The following is an 18713-nucleotide window of genomic DNA, read 5'->3' as shown; positions in this document are numbered from 1 at the left end:
CGCGCACGCCTGTGCGGCGACGAACGGCGCGACCGCGTTACGGCAGCCACATCGGCACGATCGCCCCTACGAGCAGCAGGCCGAGGCCGACGTTCAGGCGCCGCCACTGCCGCTCGGTGCGCAGCATGCGCGCGAACAGCAGGCCGGCGAAACACCACAGCGACAGCGGCCGCACCGATCCTGAAAGGCTTTGCGCGCGTGCGCACGGCTCCTGGCAGCGGCAGCGCGCCGCGGGAACACCACCGTGAAGCCGCCCGCGACGGCCGGCATACCGACGATTCGCGCATAGCCGAGCACGTCCCGCATGTCGGTCGATGCGAGGCGAGACGCCCGCGACGATGTCGCGCATCGCCACCCTGCGGCGCGCCGCCAGAATCGCTCGGCACGCGTATGCGCGGCGCCACGCTTGCACGGCTATCCGTCATGCGCGGCGACGATGGGCGAGCCCGTTGCACGCGTCGCGCCTCATACAAGCATCGAACGGCCGCCGCGGCGACTGTCGCCGCTGACTGCGACCGTCGCAGCACACTTCCGGAACCCGATGGCACAATCGCTGTCCCTTTCAAGTGCCCTTCAGCGGGCACGCGCCGCATCGCGGCGCCGATTCCATGCAACAGAAGGACCGCACCACCCGCTATGACTTTGAATGAATCCTGGTTTGCGCCGCTCGTCGGCACGCTCGTCCTGCTCGCTGCCGCCGGCGTCGTCACCGCGGCCGTCCATTTCCTGCTGTTTCGCGTCGTCGCGCGGCTCGCGCGGCGCTCGGCCACGCGCATCGACGATGCGCTGTTCCAGTTCGGCGCGTTCAAGTGGCTGAACCGCATCGTCCCGTTCGTCGTGATCAAGCTCGGGCTCGGCGCGGTGCCCGGCCTGCCGGACGCCGCCGCGCAGGCCGCCGACAAGGTGCTGTTCGCGCTGATCGTGTTCGTCGTCACGATGACGATCAGCGCGACGCTCTCCGCGCTCGAGCATACGTACCGCACGACGCGCCGCGAACAGCCGCGCCTGTCGCTGAAAGGCGCAATGCAGCTCGTCAAGCTCGTGATGTTCATCACGGCCGCGCTCGTCGTGATCGGCGACGCGACCGGCAAGCAGATCGGGCTGCTGCTGTCCGGCATCGGGGCGATGTCGGCGGTGCTGATGCTGATCTTCAAGGACACGCTGCTCGGGCTCGTCGCCGGCGTGCAGCTGTCGTCGAACGACATGCTGCGAATCGGCGACTGGATCACGATGCCGTCCGCCGGCGCGGACGGCACGGTGATCGACATCACGCTGAACACCGTGAAAGTCGCGAACTTCGATCACACGATCATCACCGTGCCGACCTGGAAACTCATCACCGAGAGCTACCAGAACTGGCGCGGGATGACCGAAGCGGGCGGCCGCCGGATCAAGCGCGCGCTGTTCATCGACGCGACGAGCGTGCGCTTTCTGACGAACGACGAGATCGCGCGGCTCGAACGGCTCACGCTGCTGAAGGACTATCTGGACGAAAAGGTCGACGCGATCGCTCAATGGAACGGCGCGCTCGGCGCGGCGGCCGAGTGCCCGGCAAATCGCCGCCAGCTGACGAACCTCGGCACGTTTCGCGCATACGTCGCGAACTATCTGCAGTGGCATCCGCGCATCCGCCGCGACATGACCTGCATGGCGCGCCAGCTGCCGCTCACCGCCGAGGGCATTCCGCTCGAGCTGTACTGCTTCACCGACACGACGACGTGGGTCGACTATGAAGCGATCCAGTCGGATCTGTTCGACCATCTGATCGCGGTGCTGCCGGAGTTCGGGCTGCGCGTCTACCAGCATCCGTCGGGATTCGACATGCGCGAGATGACGGGTGCCATGCGTGCCGATGCACGCCGCGCCGCCGCCGAATCGAGCGACGACCCGGAAACCGCGATCGCCGCATAGCGGACAGCCGCGCCGCGCGGCGTGCTCACGCGGCCGCGCATTCGGCGGCGAGGCGCCCGAGCACCTTCAGCGCCTCCTCCATCTGCCGCGACCATGGATAGCTGTAGTTGAGCCGGATGAAGTGCCGGTAATCGGCGCCCGCCGAGAACATGTGGCCCGGCCCGACCGTGATCCGCTGCGCGAGCGCGAGCCCGTACAGCTTCATCGCATCGACTTGCGGCGGCAGCTCGACCCACAGCACGTAGCCGCCCTGCGGCTGCGACAGCCGCGTGCCGTCCGGGAAGAATCGCCGCACCATCGAGCTCATCAGATTCGCCTGCTGCGCGTAGTGCTTGCGCATGCGCCGCAGATGGAAATCGTAGCCGTCGTATTTCAGATATTCGGCGATCGCCAGTTGCTCGATCGCAGGCGTCGCGAGCGTGTTCAGGAATTTCAGCTTCTCGACCTGGTCGCGATAGCGGCCCGGCATCGCCCAGCCGATCCGGTAGCGCGGCGACAGGCTCTTCGTAAACGACGCGCAATGCAGCACGAGCCCGTCGCGGTCGAACGACTTCAGCGCGCTCGGCGTCGCGTCGCCGTAGTGCAGCTCGTGATAGACGTCGCTCTCGATCGCCGGCACGCCATGCTTCGCGAGCATTTCGACGAGCGCGCGCTTGCGTGCATCGGACATCTGGAAGCCGAGCGGATTCTGGAAGTTCGGCATCACCATGCAGGCGGCGATGCGCTCGCGTTCGAGGATCCGTTCGAGCGCGTCGAGATTGATGCCGTCGACCGGATGCGTCGCGACTTCGAGCGCGCGCATGCCCAGCCGCTCGATCGCGTGCAGCATCGCGTAGAACGTCGGCGATTCGACCGCGATCGTATCGCCCGGCTTCGCGACCGCCTGCAGGCACAGGTTGATCGCTTCGGTCGCGCCGATCGTCATCACGATCTCGCCCGGCTCGACGACGACGCCGCGCTCCGCATAGCGGCGCGCGATCTGGCGGATCAGTTCCTGGTTGCCGGGCGGCAGATCGTCGATCACGCCCCAGCGCGTGCGGCGCCGGCCGATCGCCTGCGCGTAGCGCGCGAGCCGCTGCACCGGAAACTGCGACGCGTCGGGATACGGCGAACCGAGCGGCACCGCATCGTCGCGCGCGATCGAACGCAGCGTCGACAGCACGAGCCGGCTCACGTCGACCGCTGACGGCTCGGCCGCCGGCGTCGACGCATGCAGCTCGGCCTGCGCCGGCGCGTCGAGACGCGCGCGTACGAAATAGCCCGACTGCGGCCGGCTTTCGATCAGGCCGCGGCTTTCGAGCAGCAGATACGCGCGCAGCACGGTCGTCACGCTGAGCCGGTACTGGCGGCTCGCGTGCCGTACCGACGGAATCCGGTCGCCGGGCCGATAAACGCCTCGTTCGATCTGCGCGTGCAGATCGTCGGCCAGTCGTTCATAACGCTTCACTCGCCTCCCTTTCAATCCGCCTTCGACAACACAGCTGCGATGCGCACTGTGCGAATCGCCGCAACTGTACTCTTTTTTGAAGTGAACAGGTGTACACACAGCGCATGCGGTGCCGCGCGTACTGTGCACGCATCGATCCCGACAGACGCATCATGAGAAAGAAATCCGCCACCGCGCGCATCGAGCCGTACACCCACCCCGCCGCCGGCTGGGGCGCGCTGAAAGCCGTCACGATCAACCTGATCAAGGAAAAGGTCGCGGGCGGCAACTACCGCACGCTGCTGCGCCAGAACCAGCCGGACGGCTTCGACTGCCCCGGCTGCGCGTGGCCCGATCGCCAGCACGCATCGACCTTCGAATTCTGCGAGAACGGCGTGAAGGCCGTCGCGGCCGAAGCGACGAGCAAGCGCGTGACGCCGGCGTTCTTCGCCGAACACACGGTGACCGAACTGCTCGAACAGTCGGATTTCGAACTCGAGCAGCACGGCCGGCTCACCGATCCGATGGTGTACGACGCGCAGACCGACCGCTACGTGCCGATCGCGTGGGACGACGCGTTCGCGCTGATTGCGCGCCACCTGCGCGCACTGCCGGACCCGAACCAGGCCGCGTTCTACACGTCGGGCCGCGCGAGCAACGAAGCGGCGTTCCTGTATCAGCTGCTGGTGCGGCGGTATGGCACGAACAATTTCCCCGACTGCTCGAACATGTGCCACGAGGCGACGAGCCGCGGGCTGCCGGCGTCGGTCGGCGTCGGCAAGGGCACGGTCACGCTCGACGATTTCGAACATGCGGACACGCTGCTGATCTTCGGCCAGAACCCGGCCACCAACCATCCGCGGATGCTCGGCGAACTGCGCGAATGCGCGAAGCGCGGCGCGACGATCGTGTCGATCAACCCGCTGAAGGAACGCGGGCTCGAACGTTTCGCGGATCCGCAAAGCCCGCTTGAAATGCTGACGATGTCGGGCACCCGGATCGCATCGACGTTCATCCAGCCGACCATCGGCGGCGATTTCGCGCTGATCAAGGGCGTCGCGAAACGCGTGCTCGAGCTCGACGACGCCGCGCGCGCCGCCGGTGCACCGCGCGTGCTCGACACCGCGTTCATCGACGCGCACACGGCCGGCTTCGACGCGTTCGCCGACGATCTGCGCGCCGAAAACTGGGCCGCGCTGACCGCCGAAAGCGGCGTGCCGTACGAGCAGATCGACGCGCTCGCGCAGCTTTACGCGCGCAGCGAGCGCGTGATCGCGACGTGGGGCATGGGGATCACGCAGCACAAGCATTCGGTCGCGACCGTGCAGATGCTGACGAACCTGATGCTGATGCGCGGCAACATCGGCCGGCCCGGCGCGGGGCTGTGCCCCGTGCGCGGCCATTCGAACGTGCAGGGCAACCGCACGGTCGGCATCGAGGAAAAGCCGACGCTGTCGTTCCTCGAACGGCTCGGCCGCGTGTTCGACTTCGAGCCGCCGCGCGAACACGGGTACGACGTCGTCGAGACGATCGAGGCGATGCTCGACGGCCGCGTGAAGGTCCTGATCGGCCTCGGCGGCAACTTCGCGATGGCGACGCCCGACACGCCGCGCACATGGGAAGGGATGCGCCGCTGCGACCTGACCGTGCACATCACGACGAAGCTGAACCGCAGCCATCTGATCCACGGCCGCGACGCGCTGATCCTGCCGACGCTCGGTCGCACCGAGGTCGACCTGCAGGACAACGTGCCGCAAGGCGTCACCGTCGAAGATTCGATGAGCATGGTGCACGTCTCGTACGGGATGAACCGGCCCGCGTCGCCGAACCTGATGTCGGAGCCCGCGATCGTCGCGCATATCGGCCACGCGCTGTTCGGCAGCGACAAGGTCGACTGGCTCGCGTACAAGAACGACTACGCGAAGATTCGCGACGCGATCGAAGCGACGCTCGACGGCTTCTACGACTACAACGCGCGCATCGCGCGGCCTGGCGGCTTTCATTTGCGCGTCGCATCGCGCGACCGCGAGTGGCTGACGCCGAACGGCAAGGCGAACTTCATCGCGCACGCGCTGCCGACCGACACGCCGATCCAGCGCGCACGTGCCCTGCACGGCGAGCGGCTGATGACGCTGATGACCACGCGCTCGCACGACCAGTACAACACGACCGTCTACGGGCTCGACGACCGCTATCGCGGCGTGTTCGGCCAGCGTCGCGTCGTGTTCGCGAACCGCGACGATCTCGCGATGCTCGGCCTGAAGGCGGGCGACTGGGTCGACATCGAAACCGTGTGGCACGACGGCATCGAGCGCCGCGCGAACGGCTTCCTGCTCGTCGAATACGACATTCCGCGCGGCTGCATCGGCGCGTACTACCCGGAAACGAATCCGCTCGTGCCGCTCGACAGCGTCGGCGACGTCTGCAACACGCCGACCTCGAAATCGATTCCGGTGCTGCTGCATCGCGCCGCCGCGCCGACCTCGGTCGCCGCGTGACGGAGTGCCGCGATGATCGTGCGTCCGCGCGAGCACTGGCTGCGCATGCTGCTGGTGTGGAACGGCTCGGTGCTGCCGACGATCCTGCCGCAGCTCGTGCTGACGCTCGTCATCAGCCTGGTCGCTGTCTGGGGCGGCGGCCGCGTGCTCGGCGAGAAGGTGCCGCTGAACCCGACGCCATTTACGCTGATCGGCCTGACGCTCGCGATCTTCGCGGGCTTCCGCAACAACGCCAGCTACGATCGCTACCGGGAGGCGCGGCAGCTGTGGGGCGGCGTGCTGACCGCCGCGCGCACGCTGACGTCGCAGGCGCTCTGCTACGGCGCGGTTTCGGCCGACGCGCATGAGCGGCGCGCGTTCGTGCGCCGCGTCATCGCGTTCGTCTATGCGCTCAAGCACCAGTTGCGCGGCACCGATCCGGCCGACGATCTGCGCCCGCTGCTCGACGACGCGACCCACGCGCGCGTCGCCGCCGCGCGGTTTCGTCCCGTCGCGATCGTGCACGAGCTGCGCGCCGCCTTCGCGGCGCGCGCCGACGCTGGCCGGCTCGCCGAGACGCGGCTGTGGATGCTCGATGCGCGTCTCGACGATCTCGTCTCGATGGTCAGCGGCTGCGAGCGCATCGCGTCGACGCCGATTCCGTTCTCGTACGACGTGCTGCTGCATCGGACGATCTACGCATACTGCGTGCTGCTGCCGTTCGGCCTCGTCGATTCGATCGGCGCGGCGACGCCGTTCGTCACGGTATTCGTCGCCTACACGCTGATCGCGCTCGACGCGATCGCGCATGCGATCGCCGAGCCGTTCGGCGACGGGCCCAACCATCTCGCGCTCGATGCGATCGCGCGGCAGATCGAGCGCACGCTGCTCGAACTGAACCGCGAGCCGCTGCCGGCGGAAGTGACGCCCGTCAAGGCGTATCGGCTCAGCTGAGACGGCACCGCGCGATCGTTGCGCCGGGCCGGCCCGCGCCACCGGCGCCGGCCGGCAATCACCCGACGTAATAAACGCTTGCAATCGACACATTTCGAGCGTCAACAGGCGGCGACGGCCGCGCGTTTTTTCGTCAAGCGCCCACGATCCGGATGCGCAACGACAGGAGAAACATCATGCGAGCCCTTATCCGCCCTCTCGCGATCGCCGCCACGCTGATGTCGGTGCGACCGGCACCGCTTTCGCCGACACGCCGTGGCAGCACGCGCATCCGCGCCGCGAACAGGTCGACCAGCGCCTCGCGAACCAGAATCGCCGCATCCATCGCGAAGTGAGGGAGGGCGAGATGTCGCACGCACAGGCCGCGCGCCTGCACCGTGACGACCGCCAAATCCGCCAGGAAGAGCGGGACATGGCCGCGCAGGATCGCGGCCACATCACCAAGAGCGAACAGCATGTGCTGAACCGGCAGGAAAATGCGGTCAGCAACAGGATCGGTCAATAAGCGTCCACGACAAACCGATCGATCCGCGCCGAGTCGCCACCGTCTGAACACCCGCTGCCCGATGCGGCAGCGGGTGCTTGTTGTATCGAATCGTTTCAGCTCGCCATCCGTGTCGGATGCCGCGGGTATACTTCGTCGTCAACCGCGCGCGTCGCGCTTCGAAAACGACGCAATGCGCCGCGGTTTCGTCGCGAAGCTTCGCGTTTCGCCTTCCCCGCGCCCCAGCCTCGACACGAGAGACACGACGATTCGACCATGAAACGATTCCTGCTGCTCCTGCCCGCCGCCCTGCTCGCCGCCTGCGGCTCGACGCCTTCGTCCGATTCGGCCGCGTCCGGCGCGGCGCCGATGATCTACGTGTCGTCGCAGCGCCCTGCCCATGCGATCGCGAGCTGTCTCGACAACCGCCTGTCGAGCACCGAACAGTCGCAGCACAACGGCGTGACCGACATCACGGTCGGTTCGCGCGCGTACTTCGTCACGCTGACGCCGTCGGGCAGCGGCTCGGTCGTCAAGGTCGTGCGCGGCTCCGGCAGCGAGCCTGCCGAAGAAGCGATGCGCTTCGCGATCGCGCGCTGCGTGATCTGAGCGCGCCCGTGCCGGCGCGAGACGCGCGGCATCGAATACTTTCGTCCGGGCTGCAGTCGATGAGAGAATCGCACGACGATTCCCTTCCGATGGAGCCCGCATGAAGCATCTGCTGTCCCGGCTGTTCGTCAGTGCCGCGCTCGTCGCGCTCGTTCCGGCGCTGCCGGCCGACGCGGCGACGCCGCCCGGCATCTTCGTCGTCGCCACCCAGCTCGGCGAATTCACGACGCTCGATCCGAGCCAGATCTACGAGCTCGTGCCGTCCGAGTATGTCGCGAACACCTACGAACGGCTCGTGCGCGTCGACCTGAAAGACCCGACGCGCTTCAACGGACAGATCGCGCAGTCGTGGACGGTCGGCGCCGACGGGCTCACCTACACCTTCAAGCTGCGCCCCGGCCTCACGTTCCACTCCGGCAATCCCTTGACCGCCGACGACGTCGCGTGGTCGCTGCAGCGCACCGTGCTGCTCGACAAGGGGCCGGCCGGCGTGCTCGCCGATCTCGGCCTGACGAAGGCGAACGTCATGCAGAAAGTACGCGCGCTCGACGCGCAAACCTTCGTGCTCGAGACGGACCGTGCGTACGCGCCGAGCTTCGTGCTGAACGTGCTGAGCGCGTGTCCGGCATCGGTGCTCGACAAGAAGCTGCTGCTGTCGCACCAGCAGGGCGACGACTTCGGCAGCGGCTGGCTGAAGACCAACGATGCGGGCTCCGGCCCGTACCGGCTCGTCAAGTGGACGCCGAACGAAAGCATCGTGCTGCAGCGCTTCGATCAGTACCGCACGCCGTATCCGATGAAGCGCGTCGTGCTGCGCCACGTGCCGGAGGCATCGGCGCAGCGGCTGCTGCTCGAGAACGGCGACGTCGACGCCGCGCGCAATCTGAGCCCCGACAGCCTCGCCGCGCTGACGAAGGCCGGCAAGATCAAGGTCGCCGCATGGCCGGTGTCCGCGCTGCTGTATCTGAGCCTGAACACGAAGAATCCGAATCTCGCGAAGCCGGACGTGCAGCAGGCGATGAAGTGGCTCGTCGATTACGACGGCATCCAGCGCAACATCGTCAGCACGACGTACAAGGTCCATCAAACCTTCCTGCCGGAAGGCTTCCTGGGCACGCTGAACGCGCGGCCCTACAAGCAGGACGTCGCGAAAGCGAAGGCGCTGCTCGCGAAGGCCGGGCTGCCGAACGGCTTCGACGTGACGATGGACATGCCGAACGACTATCCGTACATCGAGATCGCGCAGGCGCTGCAGGCGAACTTCGCGCAAGGCGGGATCCGCGTGAAGCTGATCGCCGGCGATGCGAAGCAGGCGATCGGCAAGTACCGTGCGCGCCAGCACGACATCTTCATCGGCGAATGGTCGCCCGACTACATGGACCCGAACAGCAACGCGCGCGGCTTCGCGTGGAATCCGGACAATTCGGATCAGGCGAAGACGAAGATGCTCGCGTGGCGCAACAGCTGGGACATTCCGCAGCTGACGAAGGACACCGAGGCCGCGCTCGTCGAGCCGTCGCCCGCGAAACGCGCGCAGCGCTACGAGGCGCTGCAGAAGGCCGTCCTCGCGAATTCGCCGTTCGTCATCATGTTCGAGAAGGTCGTGCAGGTCGCGACGCGGCCGGGCGTGACGGGCCCGGAGATCGGGCCGATCAACGATCTCGTGTCGTACCGCACGCTCGCGAAGTAAGGCGCGCGGCGCGGCTCGCGCGGATCGGCGCGGCCGCTCGCAGGCGGGCCGCGTCGCGTACCGTTGCGGCGGTCGTTCGGTTTAACACTGCCCGCTGCGGATACACGTTCGGCGCGGCGGCGGCGACGGTCGTCGTCGTCGCCGCCGCCGGACGCCTCCTCACTGGCCGACGTCGCGCGCGACAGCAGCCGTCTACGCCTTCGGCCCCTGCGCCGGCGTCGTGGTTAACCGCCTCGATCGCGCTCTATCGCCACCGCCCCTCGATAGTTTTTGTCCACTAGCGCGAATGTTTTTGGCTTTGTTAGATACGTGACATTCCAATGTCAAACGACAACGATCTAACATCCGATGGCTTGCACGTTCGTCCGTACCGTCGAATCGCGCTTTGCCGAGCTGACGCCGACCGCGAAGCGCATCGCGAGCTACATGCTCGCGAACGTCGACCGGCTCGGCCTCGAAACGGCCGACCAGATCGCGCAGCAGACCGGCACGAGCGGCATCTCGGTCGGCCGCTTTCTGCGCAGCGTCGGCTATCGCAATCTCGACGACCTGAAGCGCGAGCTGCGCGGCGCGAGCGACCGCCCGTGGATGATCACCGACCGTCTCGACGAATATCGCCGGATCGCGCGCACCGCGCCGAGCGGCGACGCAGGCGGCGAGAACGCGCTCGCCTCGTCGCTCGAACGCGAGCTCGATGCGATCCGCCACGTGTACCGGCTGGCCGAAGGCCCGGTGTTCGCGCAGGTCGCCGACCGCATCGCGCATGCCGATGCGGTGTTCATCGTCGGGATCCAGTCGACGCGCGGCATCAGCAACGCATTCAGCAGCTACCTCGAATATCTGCGCCCGCGCGTGTTCTATTCGGACGGCCAGTCCGGCTCGTACGTCGATTCGCTGAACTCCGAATTCGAGCGGCCGTACTCGATCGTCACCGACACGCGTGCGTATTCGCGCACCGCGCGCCGCTACTGCGAAACGGCGGCCGAGCTCGGCCAGCCGTTCGCGCTCGTCACCGATCTGTATTGCCCGTGGGCACGCGACTGGCCGGCCGACCTGCTGCAGGTCAAGACCGACGTCGGCCAGTTCTGGGATTCGCTCGCGCCGCTCACGTGCCTGTTCAACCTGTTGATCACGGCCGTCGTCGACCGTCTCGGCCCCGCCATCGACCGGCGCGTCGCGCGCAACCGCGAATTGCAGCGCACCTTCGATCAATTCGAATCCTGAGAGAACCCATTTGCCGATGAACGATCACCGCCTCGTCGAAATCACGCCCGCCACGCATCGCGTCGAGATCGACCTCGTCTATGCGACCGAGCGCAATCTGACCGGCAAGCCGATCTACCGCCGCGCGCACTGCCTGTTGCTCGCGTCGGCCGAAGCGGCGCTGCGCCGCGCGGTGGACGTCGCCGCGCAGGCCGGCTTCACGCTGCGCATCTACGACGCGTATCGGCCGCCGCAGGCGCAGCAGGTGCTGTGGGACTTCCTGCCCGACCCGAACTTCGTCGCCGATCTCGGCCGCGGCTCGAATCATAGTCGCGGCACGGCGCTCGACCTGACGCTCGTCGGCACCGACGGCGAACCGCTCGACATGGGCACCGGCTTCGACGAGATGGTGGCCGCATCCGGGCACTTCCATGCGGGGCTGCCCGAGGCCGTGCAGCGCAACCGGCTGCTGCTGCTCGGCGTGATGCATGCGGCCGGCTTCGCGCATATCGACAGCGAATGGTGGCACTACGAGCTGCCCGGCTCGCGCGCGCTGCCGCTGATCGACAACGACGCCAGCGGCCCGTGGCGCCTGATGTGACGCACGTCCCCCTTTCCGTTCACGTTCAACGACATCAACGACAGATGGAGCGCCCATGAAACCCCTGACATCCCGGCTCGTCACCGCCGCCGTGCTCGCCGCCGCACTGACCTCCGCACCGTTTTCGGCCGCACGCGCGGAAACCCCGAAGGACATGTTCGTCATGGCCACGCTGCTGGACGAATTCATGACGCTCGATCCGGCCGAGATCTACGAGCTCGTGCCCGAGGAATACGTCGCGAACACCTACGACCGGCTCGTGCGCGTCGACCTGCGCGATCCGTCGAAATTCAACGGCGACGTCGCGCAGTCGTGGACGGTCAGCGCGGATGGCCTCACCTACACGTTCAAGCTGCGCAGCGGGCTGAAGTTCCACTCGGGCAACGCGCTGACGGCCGACGACGTCGTCTGGTCGATCCAGCGCGCGGTACTGCTCGACAAGGGCCCCGCCGCGGTGCTGACCGGCATCGGCTTGACGAAGGCGAACGTGGCCGCGAACGTGAAGAAGCTCGACGACCAGACGGTATCGATCACGACCGACCGCAAGTACGCGCCGACCTTCGTGCTGAACGTGCTCGGTTCCTGGCCGGCCTCGGTCGTCGACCGGAAGCTGCTGCTGTCGCACCAGCAGGGCAACGACTTCGGCAACGCATGGCTGAAGACCAACGAGGCCGGCTCCGGCGCCTACAAGCTCGCGAAGTGGACGGCCGGCGACAGCATCGTGCTGCAGCGCTTCGACGGCTATCGCCTGCCGCTCGCGATGAAGCGCATCGTGCTGCGTCACGTGCCCGAGGCGGCCAGCCAGCGGCTGCTGCTCGAGAACGGCGACGTCGACGCCGCGCGAGACCTGAGCCCCGACGATCTCGCGGCCGTCGTGAAGTCCGGCAAGGCGAAGGTCACGGCATCGCCGCAGGCGACGCTGCTCTATCTCGGCCTGAACACGAAGAACGCGACGCTCGCGAAGCCCGAAGTGCAGGAAGCGCTGAAATGGCTCGTCGACTATGCGGGGATCCAGCACAACGTCGTGAAGACGACCTACAAGGTGCATCAGACCTTCCTGCCCGAAGGCTTCCTCGGCGCGCTGAACACGAACCCGTACAAGCTGGACGTCGCGAAGGCGAAGGCGCTGCTCGCGAAAGCCGGGGTGCCGAACGGTTTCTCGGTGACGATGGACGTGCGCAACGACTATCCGTACACGGAGATCGCGCAGGCCGTGCAGGCGAACTTCGCGCAGGCGGGCATCAAGGTGCAGCTGATTCCGGGCGACAACAAGCAGACGCTCGCGAAATACCGCGCGCGCCAGCACGACATCTATATCGGCGAATGGTCGGCCGACTACATCGATCCGCACAGCAACGCGCAGGGCTTCACATGGAACCCCGACAACGGCGACAAGTCGCCGTACAAGATGCTCGCCTGGCGCAACAGCTGGGACATCCCGAAGCTGACGAAGGAAACCGACGCGGCACTCGCCGAACCGACCGCCGCCAAGCGCGCGGCGCTGTATCAGGCGATGCAGAAGGAGCTGCTCGCGCAGTCGCCGTTCGTGATCATGTTCGAGAAGGTCGCGCAGGTCGCGACGCGGCCCGGCGTCAGCGGGCTCGAAGTCGGACCGATCAACGATCTCGTGTCCTACCGCAACCTCAAGAAGCAGTAACGGCCGCCGCATGTCGACTCCCGTCTCCACTCTCGAAGCGCTCCGCACGCTGCCCGCGCGGCGTCCGGCCGTCCGCTGGATGCTGCGCGTGCTGCGCTGGGCCGTCACGCTCGCCGTCACGTTCGCGGGGCTGCTCGCGCTGACGTTCGTGATCGGCCGCAAGGTGCCGATCGATCCGGTGCTCGCGATCCTCGGCGATCGCGCGTCGGCCGAAGCGTACGCGGCCGAGCGCATCGCGCTCGGACTCGACAAGCCGCTCGTCACGCAATTCCTGATCTACGCGCGCGACGTGCTGCACGGCAATTTCGGCGTCTCGCTGCTGACGTCGAACCCCGTGCTCGACGATATCAAGCGCGTGTTTCCCGCGACGCTCGAACTCGCGACGATCGCGACGCTGATCGGCATCGCGATCGGCGTGCCGCTCGGTGTCGCGGCTGCGGTGAAGCACAACCGGCCGATCGATCACATCGCGCGCTTCATCGGGCTGATCGGCAATTCGGTGCCGGTGTTCTGGCTCGGGCTGATGGGGCTGCTGCTGTTTTATGCGCGGCTGCATTGGGTCGCCGGGCCGGGCCGGCTCGATCCGGTATACGACGGGATGGTCGACACGCGCACCGGCAGCCTGCTGATCGACGCGGTGCTCGCCGGCGAATGGGACGTGTTGCGCAATGCGCTCTCGCACATCGCGCTGCCGGCCGCGATCCTGGGCTACTACTCGGTCGCGTATCTGAGCCGGATGACGCGTTCGTTCATGCTCGATCAGCTCAGCCAGGAATACATCGTCACCGCGCGTGCCAAGGGCCTCTCCGAGCGCCGCGTGATCTGGCGTCACGCGTTCGGCAACATCGCGGTGCCGCTGCTGACCGTGATCGCGCTCACGTACAGCAACCTGCTCGAAGGCTCGGTGCTGACCGAGATCGTGTTCGCGTGGCCGGGCCTCGGTTCATACCTGACGGGCGCGCTGCTGAATGCCGACATGAACGCGGTGCTCGGCGCGACGCTCGTGATCGGCGTGATGTTCATCACCGTCAACCTGCTGACCGATGCGCTCTACCGCGTGTTCGATCCGCGTGCACGCTAAGGACCGCTTTGCCATGCCCGCTTCCCCGCTGCTTCCGTTTCACTCGCTTCCGAAGGTCGACCGATGACGAATGCCGACCGTGTCACGCTGCGCGCGTGGCTGCTTTCCGATGCGCCGGCGTCGCGCTCGCAGGCCGCGCTCGGGCTCACGTATCGCCGCTGGCGCCGCTTCGCGACGAATCCGCTCAACCTGTTCGGGCTCGCGATCCTCGTCGCGCTGATCGTCGTGGCGATCGTCGGCCCGCTGATCATGCCGCACGATCCGCTGCGCCAGGTGCTCGGCGATCGCCTGCTGCCGCCGGGCTCGCCGTCGCACTGGCTCGGCGCCGACCAGCTCGGCCGCGACATCCTGTCCCGGCTGATCGGCGGGTCGCGGCTCACGCTCGGCATCGCGCTGCTCGTCGTCGCGATCGTCGTGCCGATCGGACTGGCGATCGGCACGACGGCCGGCTATTGCGGCGGCTTCGTCGACAGCGTGCTGATGCGCATCACCGATATCGCGCTCGCGTTCCCGAAGATCGTGCTCGCACTCGCGTTTGCCGCAGCGCTCGGGCCGGGCGTCGTCAATGCGGTCGTCGCGATCTCGATCACCGCGTGGCCTGCCTATGCGCGGCTCGCGCGCGCCGAGACGATCCGCATCGCGCAGGCCGACTACATTCATGCCGCGCGGCTGCAAGGCGCGTCGGGACCGCGCATCCTGCTGCGCTACATCGTGCCGCTGTGCATGTCGTCCGTGATCGTGCGCGCGACGCTCGACATGGCCGGCATCATCCTGACCGTCGCCGGCCTCGGCTTCCTCGGCCTCGGCGCGCAGCCGCCGAGCCCCGAATGGGGCTTCATGGTCGCGTCGGGCCGCAACGTGCTGCTCGACGCATGGTGGGTCGCGACGCTGCCCGGCGCGGCGATCCTGCTCGTGAGCCTCGCGTTCAACCTGCTCGGCGACGGGCTGCGCGACGTCTTCGATCCGCGACATGGAGCGTGACATGCAAACCACTTCCACCGTCGCAACCGCCGCGCCGCTGTGCGAGATCGACGGCCTGCAAATCGGCTTTCGCGGCCACGACGGTACCGTCATCGACGCGGTGCGCGACCTCTCGCTGACGCTCGCACCCGGCGAGCGGCTCGGCATCGTCGGCGAATCGGGGTCCGGCAAGTCGCTGACGGGCCGCGCGCTGCTCGGGCTGCTGCCGGACGCCGCGCGCTGCTCGGCACGGACGATGCGCTTCGCGGGCCACGACCTGCTCGCGATGTCGCCGCGCGAGCGCCGGCGCCTGTGCGGCAGTCAGATGGGCATGATCCTGCAGGATCCGAAGTATTCGCTGAACCCCGTGATGACCGTCGCGAAGCAGATGGGCGAAGCGTTCCGGCGCCACGAGCCGGGCCTGCGCGGCCGCGCGCTGCGCGAGCGGATCGTCGAGGCGCTCGCGGCCGTGCAGATCCGCGATCCCGAGCGGGTGGCCGACGCGTATCCGCACGAGCTGTCCGGCGGGATGGGCCAGCGCGTGATGATCGCGATGATGGTCTCGACGGGGCCTCGGCTGCTGATCGCCGACGAGCCGACGTCCGCGCTCGACGTCGCCGTGTCGATGCAGGTGCTCGCGGTGCTCGACGCGATGATCGCGCGGCACGGCACGGGGCTGATGTTCATCAGCCACGACCTGCCGCTCGTGATGTCGTTCTGCGATCGCGTCGCCGTGATGTACGCGGGACGCGTCGTCGAGACCTGTGCCGCGCGCGATCTGCAGCATGCGACACATCCGTACACGCGCGGGCTGCTCGCGGCCAACCCGCCGCTCGCAAATCCGCCCGACGAGCTGCCCGTGCTGCAGCGCGATCCGGCATGGCTCGACGCGCCCGCGCGCGCCATTCGACAGGAGGCTGCACGATGATCGACGTCGATCACGCATCGATCCGTTTTCCGACTCGCACGGGCCATGTCGACGCCGTGCGCGACGCGAGCTTCGCGGTGCGCGACGGCGAGGTGTTCGGCCTCGTCGGCGAATCGGGCTCCGGCAAATCCACGCTGCTGCGCGCGCTGACCGGCCTCGTTCCGCTCGCGTCCGGCCGGCTCTCGATCGACGGGCGGCCGATCGCCGGCACGCCCGATCGCGCGTTCCGCCGCCGCGTGCAGATGGTGTTCCAGGATCCGTACGCGTCGCTGCATCCGCGCTTCACGGTGGATCAGACGCTGCGCGAGCCGCTGTCGATCCATCGGATCGGCGACGCCGACGCACGCATCGCGCGTGCGCTGTCCGAAGTCGGGCTCGGCCCCGCGTTCCGCTTCCGCTATCCGCATCAGCTGTCGGGCGGCCAGCGACAGCGCGTCGCCATCGCACGCGCGCTGATCCTCGAGCCGCGCGTGCTGCTGCTCGACGAGCCGACGTCCGCGCTCGACGTCTCCGTGCAGGCCGAGATCCTGAACCTGCTGCGGCGCCTGCATCGCGAACGCAACCTGACGATGATCATCGTCAGCCACAATCTCGCGGTGATCGGCTTCCTGTGCCAGCGCGTCGCGGTGATGCAGCACGGTGCAATCGTCGAACAGCTGCGGATCGAGGACGTGCGTGCCGGACACGTCGCGCGCGACTACACGCGCACGCTGCTGCAGGCGACCGAAGGCTATCGGCGCCTCGCGCCGGCCGCCTGACATCCCGGCGACGCAACGGCATGCGATACTGCGCCCGCCGCCGATGCACGGAACCCCGATGCGCCGCGCGGGTCCATTCCGTTTCGATAACCGCTGAACAGCGATAGGGAGGCATCCATGCTGCAATTCATCGAAACCCTCGTAGTCGGTCTGATCGTCGGCCTCCTCGCCCGTGCGCTCAAGCCGGGCGACGACAAGATGAGCCTGCTGATGACGACGATCGTCGGTATCGTCGGCTCGCTGATTGCCGGCTACGTCGGCCGGGCCGCCGGCTGGTATGCGCCCGGTCAGGGCGCGGGCTGGCTCGCGTCGATTATCGGCGCGATCGTGCTGCTCGCGATCGTCGGCGCGGTGCGCAAGCGCGCGACCTGAACGCCGGCGCGCCGCTTCGGCATGCCGTACGGCCGCTCGTTGCGAGCGGCCGTTTTTTTTGCCGCGACCGGCAGCCGTTGCGCCCGCAACCGCACGCGCCGGACACCCGCTCGTGCACGACGCGACGCCGCACGATCCCGACTTGCGAACGCGCCGATTCCGTCTACATTGATTGAAACAGCCGCACGCCGCTTGTGCGGTTTCAAGATTTCGTCTTTTTCACTCAAGAGGTCCGATGCCGTTGCCGTTTACGTATTCAGCATCGCCGCGTTGACGGGCTGCCGTCCGAGCGGCCCCGCCGCGATGCGCTGCCACTCTGGAGCCTGTCATGAAGCATCGCGTGACCGCCGCATCGTTCGTCCTGGGTGCGTCGCTTCTGGCCTCGTCCCTGTCTTTCGCCGGCGCGACGTCCGGCGTCATCCATTTCTCCGGCATGATCGTCGAGCCGCCGTGCTCGTTCGCGCTCGATGCGCCGGCCGCGCACGTGCGGCCCGACTGTCCGCGTCCGACGGCCGGCCGCATCGAGTTCGTCGACGCGGCGACGTTGCAGCCGGTACGGACGACGACCTTTACGCAGGCGTCGCGCGCAATCTCTTTACCGACGCGCCCGGGCGGCGAACGCTCGCCGATGATCGCGATCGTCACGTATCAGTAAGCGGGCGGCCGCGCGCCGCACCGCATCAATCGCGATTGCGCGCGATCCAGTCGCTGAACGCGCGGATCTTCTGCTGGCTGCCGCCGCTCTCCGGGTACACGAAGAAGTAGCGCGCGCCCGTCTCGAGCACGATGTCAAACGGCCGTTCGAGCCGGCGCGCGCTGACGTCGTCGTCGACGAGCGTCACGTCGCCGATCGCGACGCCGAAGCCTTGCATCGCGGCGTTCGTCGCAAGATCGAGCGTGTCGAAGGTCGGCCCGCGCTCGGGATCGACCGTGCGCACGCCCGCGTGCTCGAGCCATGCGCGCCAGTCGCGATGGTCGCGCGTCGGATGCAGCAGCGTATGGCGCGCGAGGTCGTCGACCGCGTCGAGCGGCGCCGTTTGCCGCAGCTCGGGCGCGCACACGGGCGTGAGCCGCTCGCCGAACAGCGGCAGCGCGACCACGCCGGCGCCCGGCGACGTGCCGTAGACGATCGCTGCGTCGAACGGCTCGGACGAGAAGTCGACCACGTGCTGCCATGCGGTCGTGATCTGCACGTGCAGATCGGGATGCTCGCCCTGAAAGCGCATGATGCGCGGCAGCATCCAGCGCATCACGCAGGTCGGCACCTTTAACGCGAGGTCGGTGCGCTGCCGCGTGAGCTTCGACGAAATGTCCTCGATCCGCGCGAAGCTCTCATTGACGACCGGCAGCAGCTGTTCGCCTTCGGCCGTCAGCGTCAGCCCCTTCGCATGCCGCTTGAACAGCGGGAAGCCGTAATGCGCCTCGAGCGTCTGGATCTGCCGGCTCACCGCGCCCTGCGTCACGCACAGCTGCTCGGCCGCGCGCGTGAAGCTGCCGTGACGGGCGACGGTCGAGAAGATCTGCAGCGCGTGCAAAGGCGGAAGTCGGCGCATGGCGAAGCGAAGTGAGCGGAAAGACGGCGCGCCGGCGGCGGCACGCGCT

At 67.7% G+C, this 18713-nt stretch carries 17 protein-coding genes and 1 pseudogene; 15 read left to right on the top strand and 3 right to left on the bottom strand.

The genetic code is table 11. From position 1 onward, the window contains the following. Window positions 1-37 precede the first annotated feature (37 nt). Entirely contained in the window at window positions 38-175 is a 138-nt protein-coding gene (locus tag BCR55_RS33610) for a hypothetical protein (protein WP_254661860.1), read from the bottom strand. A gap of 461 nt (window positions 176-636) precedes the next feature. Between BCR55_RS33610 and BCR55_RS25335 the strand changes: the two genes are divergently transcribed. Next, window positions 637-1911 carry a mechanosensitive ion channel family protein gene (locus BCR55_RS25335; protein ID WP_006403297.1) on the top strand — a complete coding sequence of 425 codons (1275 nt, stop codon included), beginning with the start codon at window positions 637-639 and terminating at the stop codon, window positions 1909-1911. A 25-nt stretch (window positions 1912-1936) separates the two neighbouring features. On the opposite strand, the gene BCR55_RS25330 is transcribed toward BCR55_RS25335, so the two are convergent. Further along, window positions 1937-3358 (bottom strand): PLP-dependent aminotransferase family protein, encoded by a 1422-nt coding sequence (locus tag BCR55_RS25330; RefSeq protein WP_065496430.1) that lies wholly within the window; start codon window positions 3356-3358, stop codon window positions 1937-1939. A 152-nt stretch (window positions 3359-3510) separates the two neighbouring features. Here BCR55_RS25330 and BCR55_RS25325 point away from each other — a divergent pair, with 152 nt between their 5' ends. From BCR55_RS25325 to BCR55_RS25260, 14 genes and pseudogenes are all read left to right on the top strand, one after another. After that, complete coding sequence (locus BCR55_RS25325) at window positions 3511-5835, top strand: FdhF/YdeP family oxidoreductase (protein WP_065496765.1); 2325 nt, start codon at window positions 3511-3513, stop codon at window positions 5833-5835. A gap of 12 nt (window positions 5836-5847) precedes the next feature. Continuing rightward, window positions 5848-6768 (top strand): bestrophin family protein, encoded by a 921-nt coding sequence (locus BCR55_RS25320; protein WP_006410057.1) that lies wholly within the window; start codon window positions 5848-5850, stop codon window positions 6766-6768. Window positions 6769-6944: 176 nt separating this feature from the next. Continuing rightward, window positions 6945-7273 (top strand): annotated as a pseudogene (locus BCR55_RS33605) (hypothetical protein). Between the two features lie 255 nt (window positions 7274-7528). After that, window positions 7529-7861, top strand: coding sequence for a sugar ABC transporter ATPase (locus tag BCR55_RS25310; RefSeq protein ID WP_006396861.1), 333 nt, complete (start codon window positions 7529-7531; stop codon window positions 7859-7861). A gap of 100 nt (window positions 7862-7961) precedes the next feature. Beyond that, window positions 7962-9551, top strand: coding sequence for an ABC transporter substrate-binding protein (locus tag BCR55_RS25305; protein ID WP_059940487.1), 1590 nt, complete (start codon window positions 7962-7964; stop codon window positions 9549-9551). Between the two features lie 348 nt (window positions 9552-9899). Beyond that, entirely contained in the window at window positions 9900-10775 is an 876-nt protein-coding gene (gene sapR / locus BCR55_RS25300; protein WP_006403289.1) for a sap1 transcriptional regulator SapR, read from the top strand. Window positions 10776-10791: 16 nt separating this feature from the next. Next, window positions 10792-11355 carry a D-alanyl-D-alanine dipeptidase gene (gene ddpX, locus BCR55_RS25295; RefSeq protein ID WP_065496425.1) on the top strand — a complete coding sequence of 188 codons (564 nt, stop codon included), beginning with the start codon at window positions 10792-10794 and terminating at the stop codon, window positions 11353-11355. Between the two features lie 55 nt (window positions 11356-11410). Beyond that, on the top strand, window positions 11411-13012 hold the full coding sequence (locus tag BCR55_RS25290; RefSeq protein ID WP_065496423.1) for an ABC transporter substrate-binding protein: 1602 nt from the start codon (window positions 11411-11413) through the stop codon (window positions 13010-13012). Window positions 13013-13022: 10 nt separating this feature from the next. Next, window positions 13023-14093, top strand: coding sequence for an ABC transporter permease (locus BCR55_RS25285; RefSeq protein ID WP_006408454.1), 1071 nt, complete (start codon window positions 13023-13025; stop codon window positions 14091-14093). 63 nt (window positions 14094-14156) lie between these two features. Then, window positions 14157-15074, top strand: coding sequence for a nickel transporter permease (gene nikC / locus BCR55_RS25280; RefSeq protein WP_065496421.1), 918 nt, complete (start codon window positions 14157-14159; stop codon window positions 15072-15074). 1 nt (window position 15075) lies between these two features. Continuing rightward, window positions 15076-15981 carry an ABC transporter ATP-binding protein gene (locus BCR55_RS25275; RefSeq protein WP_065496419.1) on the top strand — a complete coding sequence of 302 codons (906 nt, stop codon included), beginning with the start codon at window positions 15076-15078 and terminating at the stop codon, window positions 15979-15981. Next, window positions 15978-16739 (top strand): ABC transporter ATP-binding protein, encoded by a 762-nt coding sequence (locus BCR55_RS25270; protein WP_006403280.1) that lies wholly within the window; start codon window positions 15978-15980, stop codon window positions 16737-16739. Before BCR55_RS25275 ends, BCR55_RS25270 begins: the two co-directional genes overlap by 4 nt. A gap of 117 nt (window positions 16740-16856) precedes the next feature. Next, window positions 16857-17111, top strand: coding sequence for a GlsB/YeaQ/YmgE family stress response membrane protein (locus tag BCR55_RS25265; RefSeq protein ID WP_065496417.1), 255 nt, complete (start codon window positions 16857-16859; stop codon window positions 17109-17111). A 328-nt stretch (window positions 17112-17439) separates the two neighbouring features. Continuing rightward, window positions 17440-17766, top strand: coding sequence for a type 1 fimbrial protein (locus tag BCR55_RS25260; protein WP_006403275.1), 327 nt, complete (start codon window positions 17440-17442; stop codon window positions 17764-17766). A 25-nt stretch (window positions 17767-17791) separates the two neighbouring features. On the opposite strand, the gene BCR55_RS25255 is transcribed toward BCR55_RS25260, so the two are convergent. Then, a complete protein-coding gene (locus BCR55_RS25255; RefSeq protein WP_035487593.1) occupies window positions 17792-18664 on the bottom strand; it encodes a LysR substrate-binding domain-containing protein in 873 nt (290 codons plus the stop codon). Window positions 18665-18713 lie beyond the last annotated feature (49 nt).

Origin of the sequence: Burkholderia sp. CCA53 (assembly GCF_001685525.1) — a bacterium.
Classification (GTDB): Bacteria; Pseudomonadota; Gammaproteobacteria; order Burkholderiales; family Burkholderiaceae; genus Burkholderia; species Burkholderia multivorans.
This window is presented reverse-complemented; position numbering and strand designations above follow the sequence as displayed.

Bases quoted from the DNA above. Each gene is read 5' to 3' on its own strand.
- sapR (WP_006403289.1), top strand. From the start codon at position 9,900: ATGGCTTGCACGTTCGTCCGTACCGTCGAATCGCGCTTTGCCGAGCTG.
- BCR55_RS25290 (WP_065496423.1), top strand. From the start codon at position 11,411: ATGAAACCCCTGACATCCCGGCTCGTCACCGCCGCCGTGCTCGCCGCC.
- BCR55_RS25310 (WP_006396861.1), top strand. From the start codon at position 7,529: ATGAAACGATTCCTGCTGCTCCTGCCCGCCGCCCTGCTCGCCGCCTGC.
- BCR55_RS25305 (WP_059940487.1), top strand. From the start codon at position 7,962: ATGAAGCATCTGCTGTCCCGGCTGTTCGTCAGTGCCGCGCTCGTCGCG.
- nikC (WP_065496421.1), top strand. From the start codon at position 14,157: ATGACGAATGCCGACCGTGTCACGCTGCGCGCGTGGCTGCTTTCCGAT.
- BCR55_RS25325 (WP_065496765.1), top strand. From the start codon at position 3,511: ATGAGAAAGAAATCCGCCACCGCGCGCATCGAGCCGTACACCCACCCC.
- BCR55_RS25320 (WP_006410057.1), top strand. From the start codon at position 5,848: ATGATCGTGCGTCCGCGCGAGCACTGGCTGCGCATGCTGCTGGTGTGG.
- BCR55_RS25260 (WP_006403275.1), top strand. From the start codon at position 17,440: ATGAAGCATCGCGTGACCGCCGCATCGTTCGTCCTGGGTGCGTCGCTT.
- ddpX (WP_065496425.1), top strand. From the start codon at position 10,792: ATGAACGATCACCGCCTCGTCGAAATCACGCCCGCCACGCATCGCGTC.
- BCR55_RS25335 (WP_006403297.1), top strand. From the start codon at position 637: ATGACTTTGAATGAATCCTGGTTTGCGCCGCTCGTCGGCACGCTCGTC.
- BCR55_RS25270 (WP_006403280.1), top strand. From the start codon at position 15,978: ATGATCGACGTCGATCACGCATCGATCCGTTTTCCGACTCGCACGGGC.
- BCR55_RS25285 (WP_006408454.1), top strand. From the start codon at position 13,023: ATGTCGACTCCCGTCTCCACTCTCGAAGCGCTCCGCACGCTGCCCGCG.
- BCR55_RS25255 (WP_035487593.1), bottom strand. From the start codon at position 18,664: ATGCGCCGACTTCCGCCTTTGCACGCGCTGCAGATCTTCTCGACCGTC.
- BCR55_RS25265 (WP_065496417.1), top strand. From the start codon at position 16,857: ATGCTGCAATTCATCGAAACCCTCGTAGTCGGTCTGATCGTCGGCCTC.
- BCR55_RS25275 (WP_065496419.1), top strand. From the start codon at position 15,076: ATGCAAACCACTTCCACCGTCGCAACCGCCGCGCCGCTGTGCGAGATC.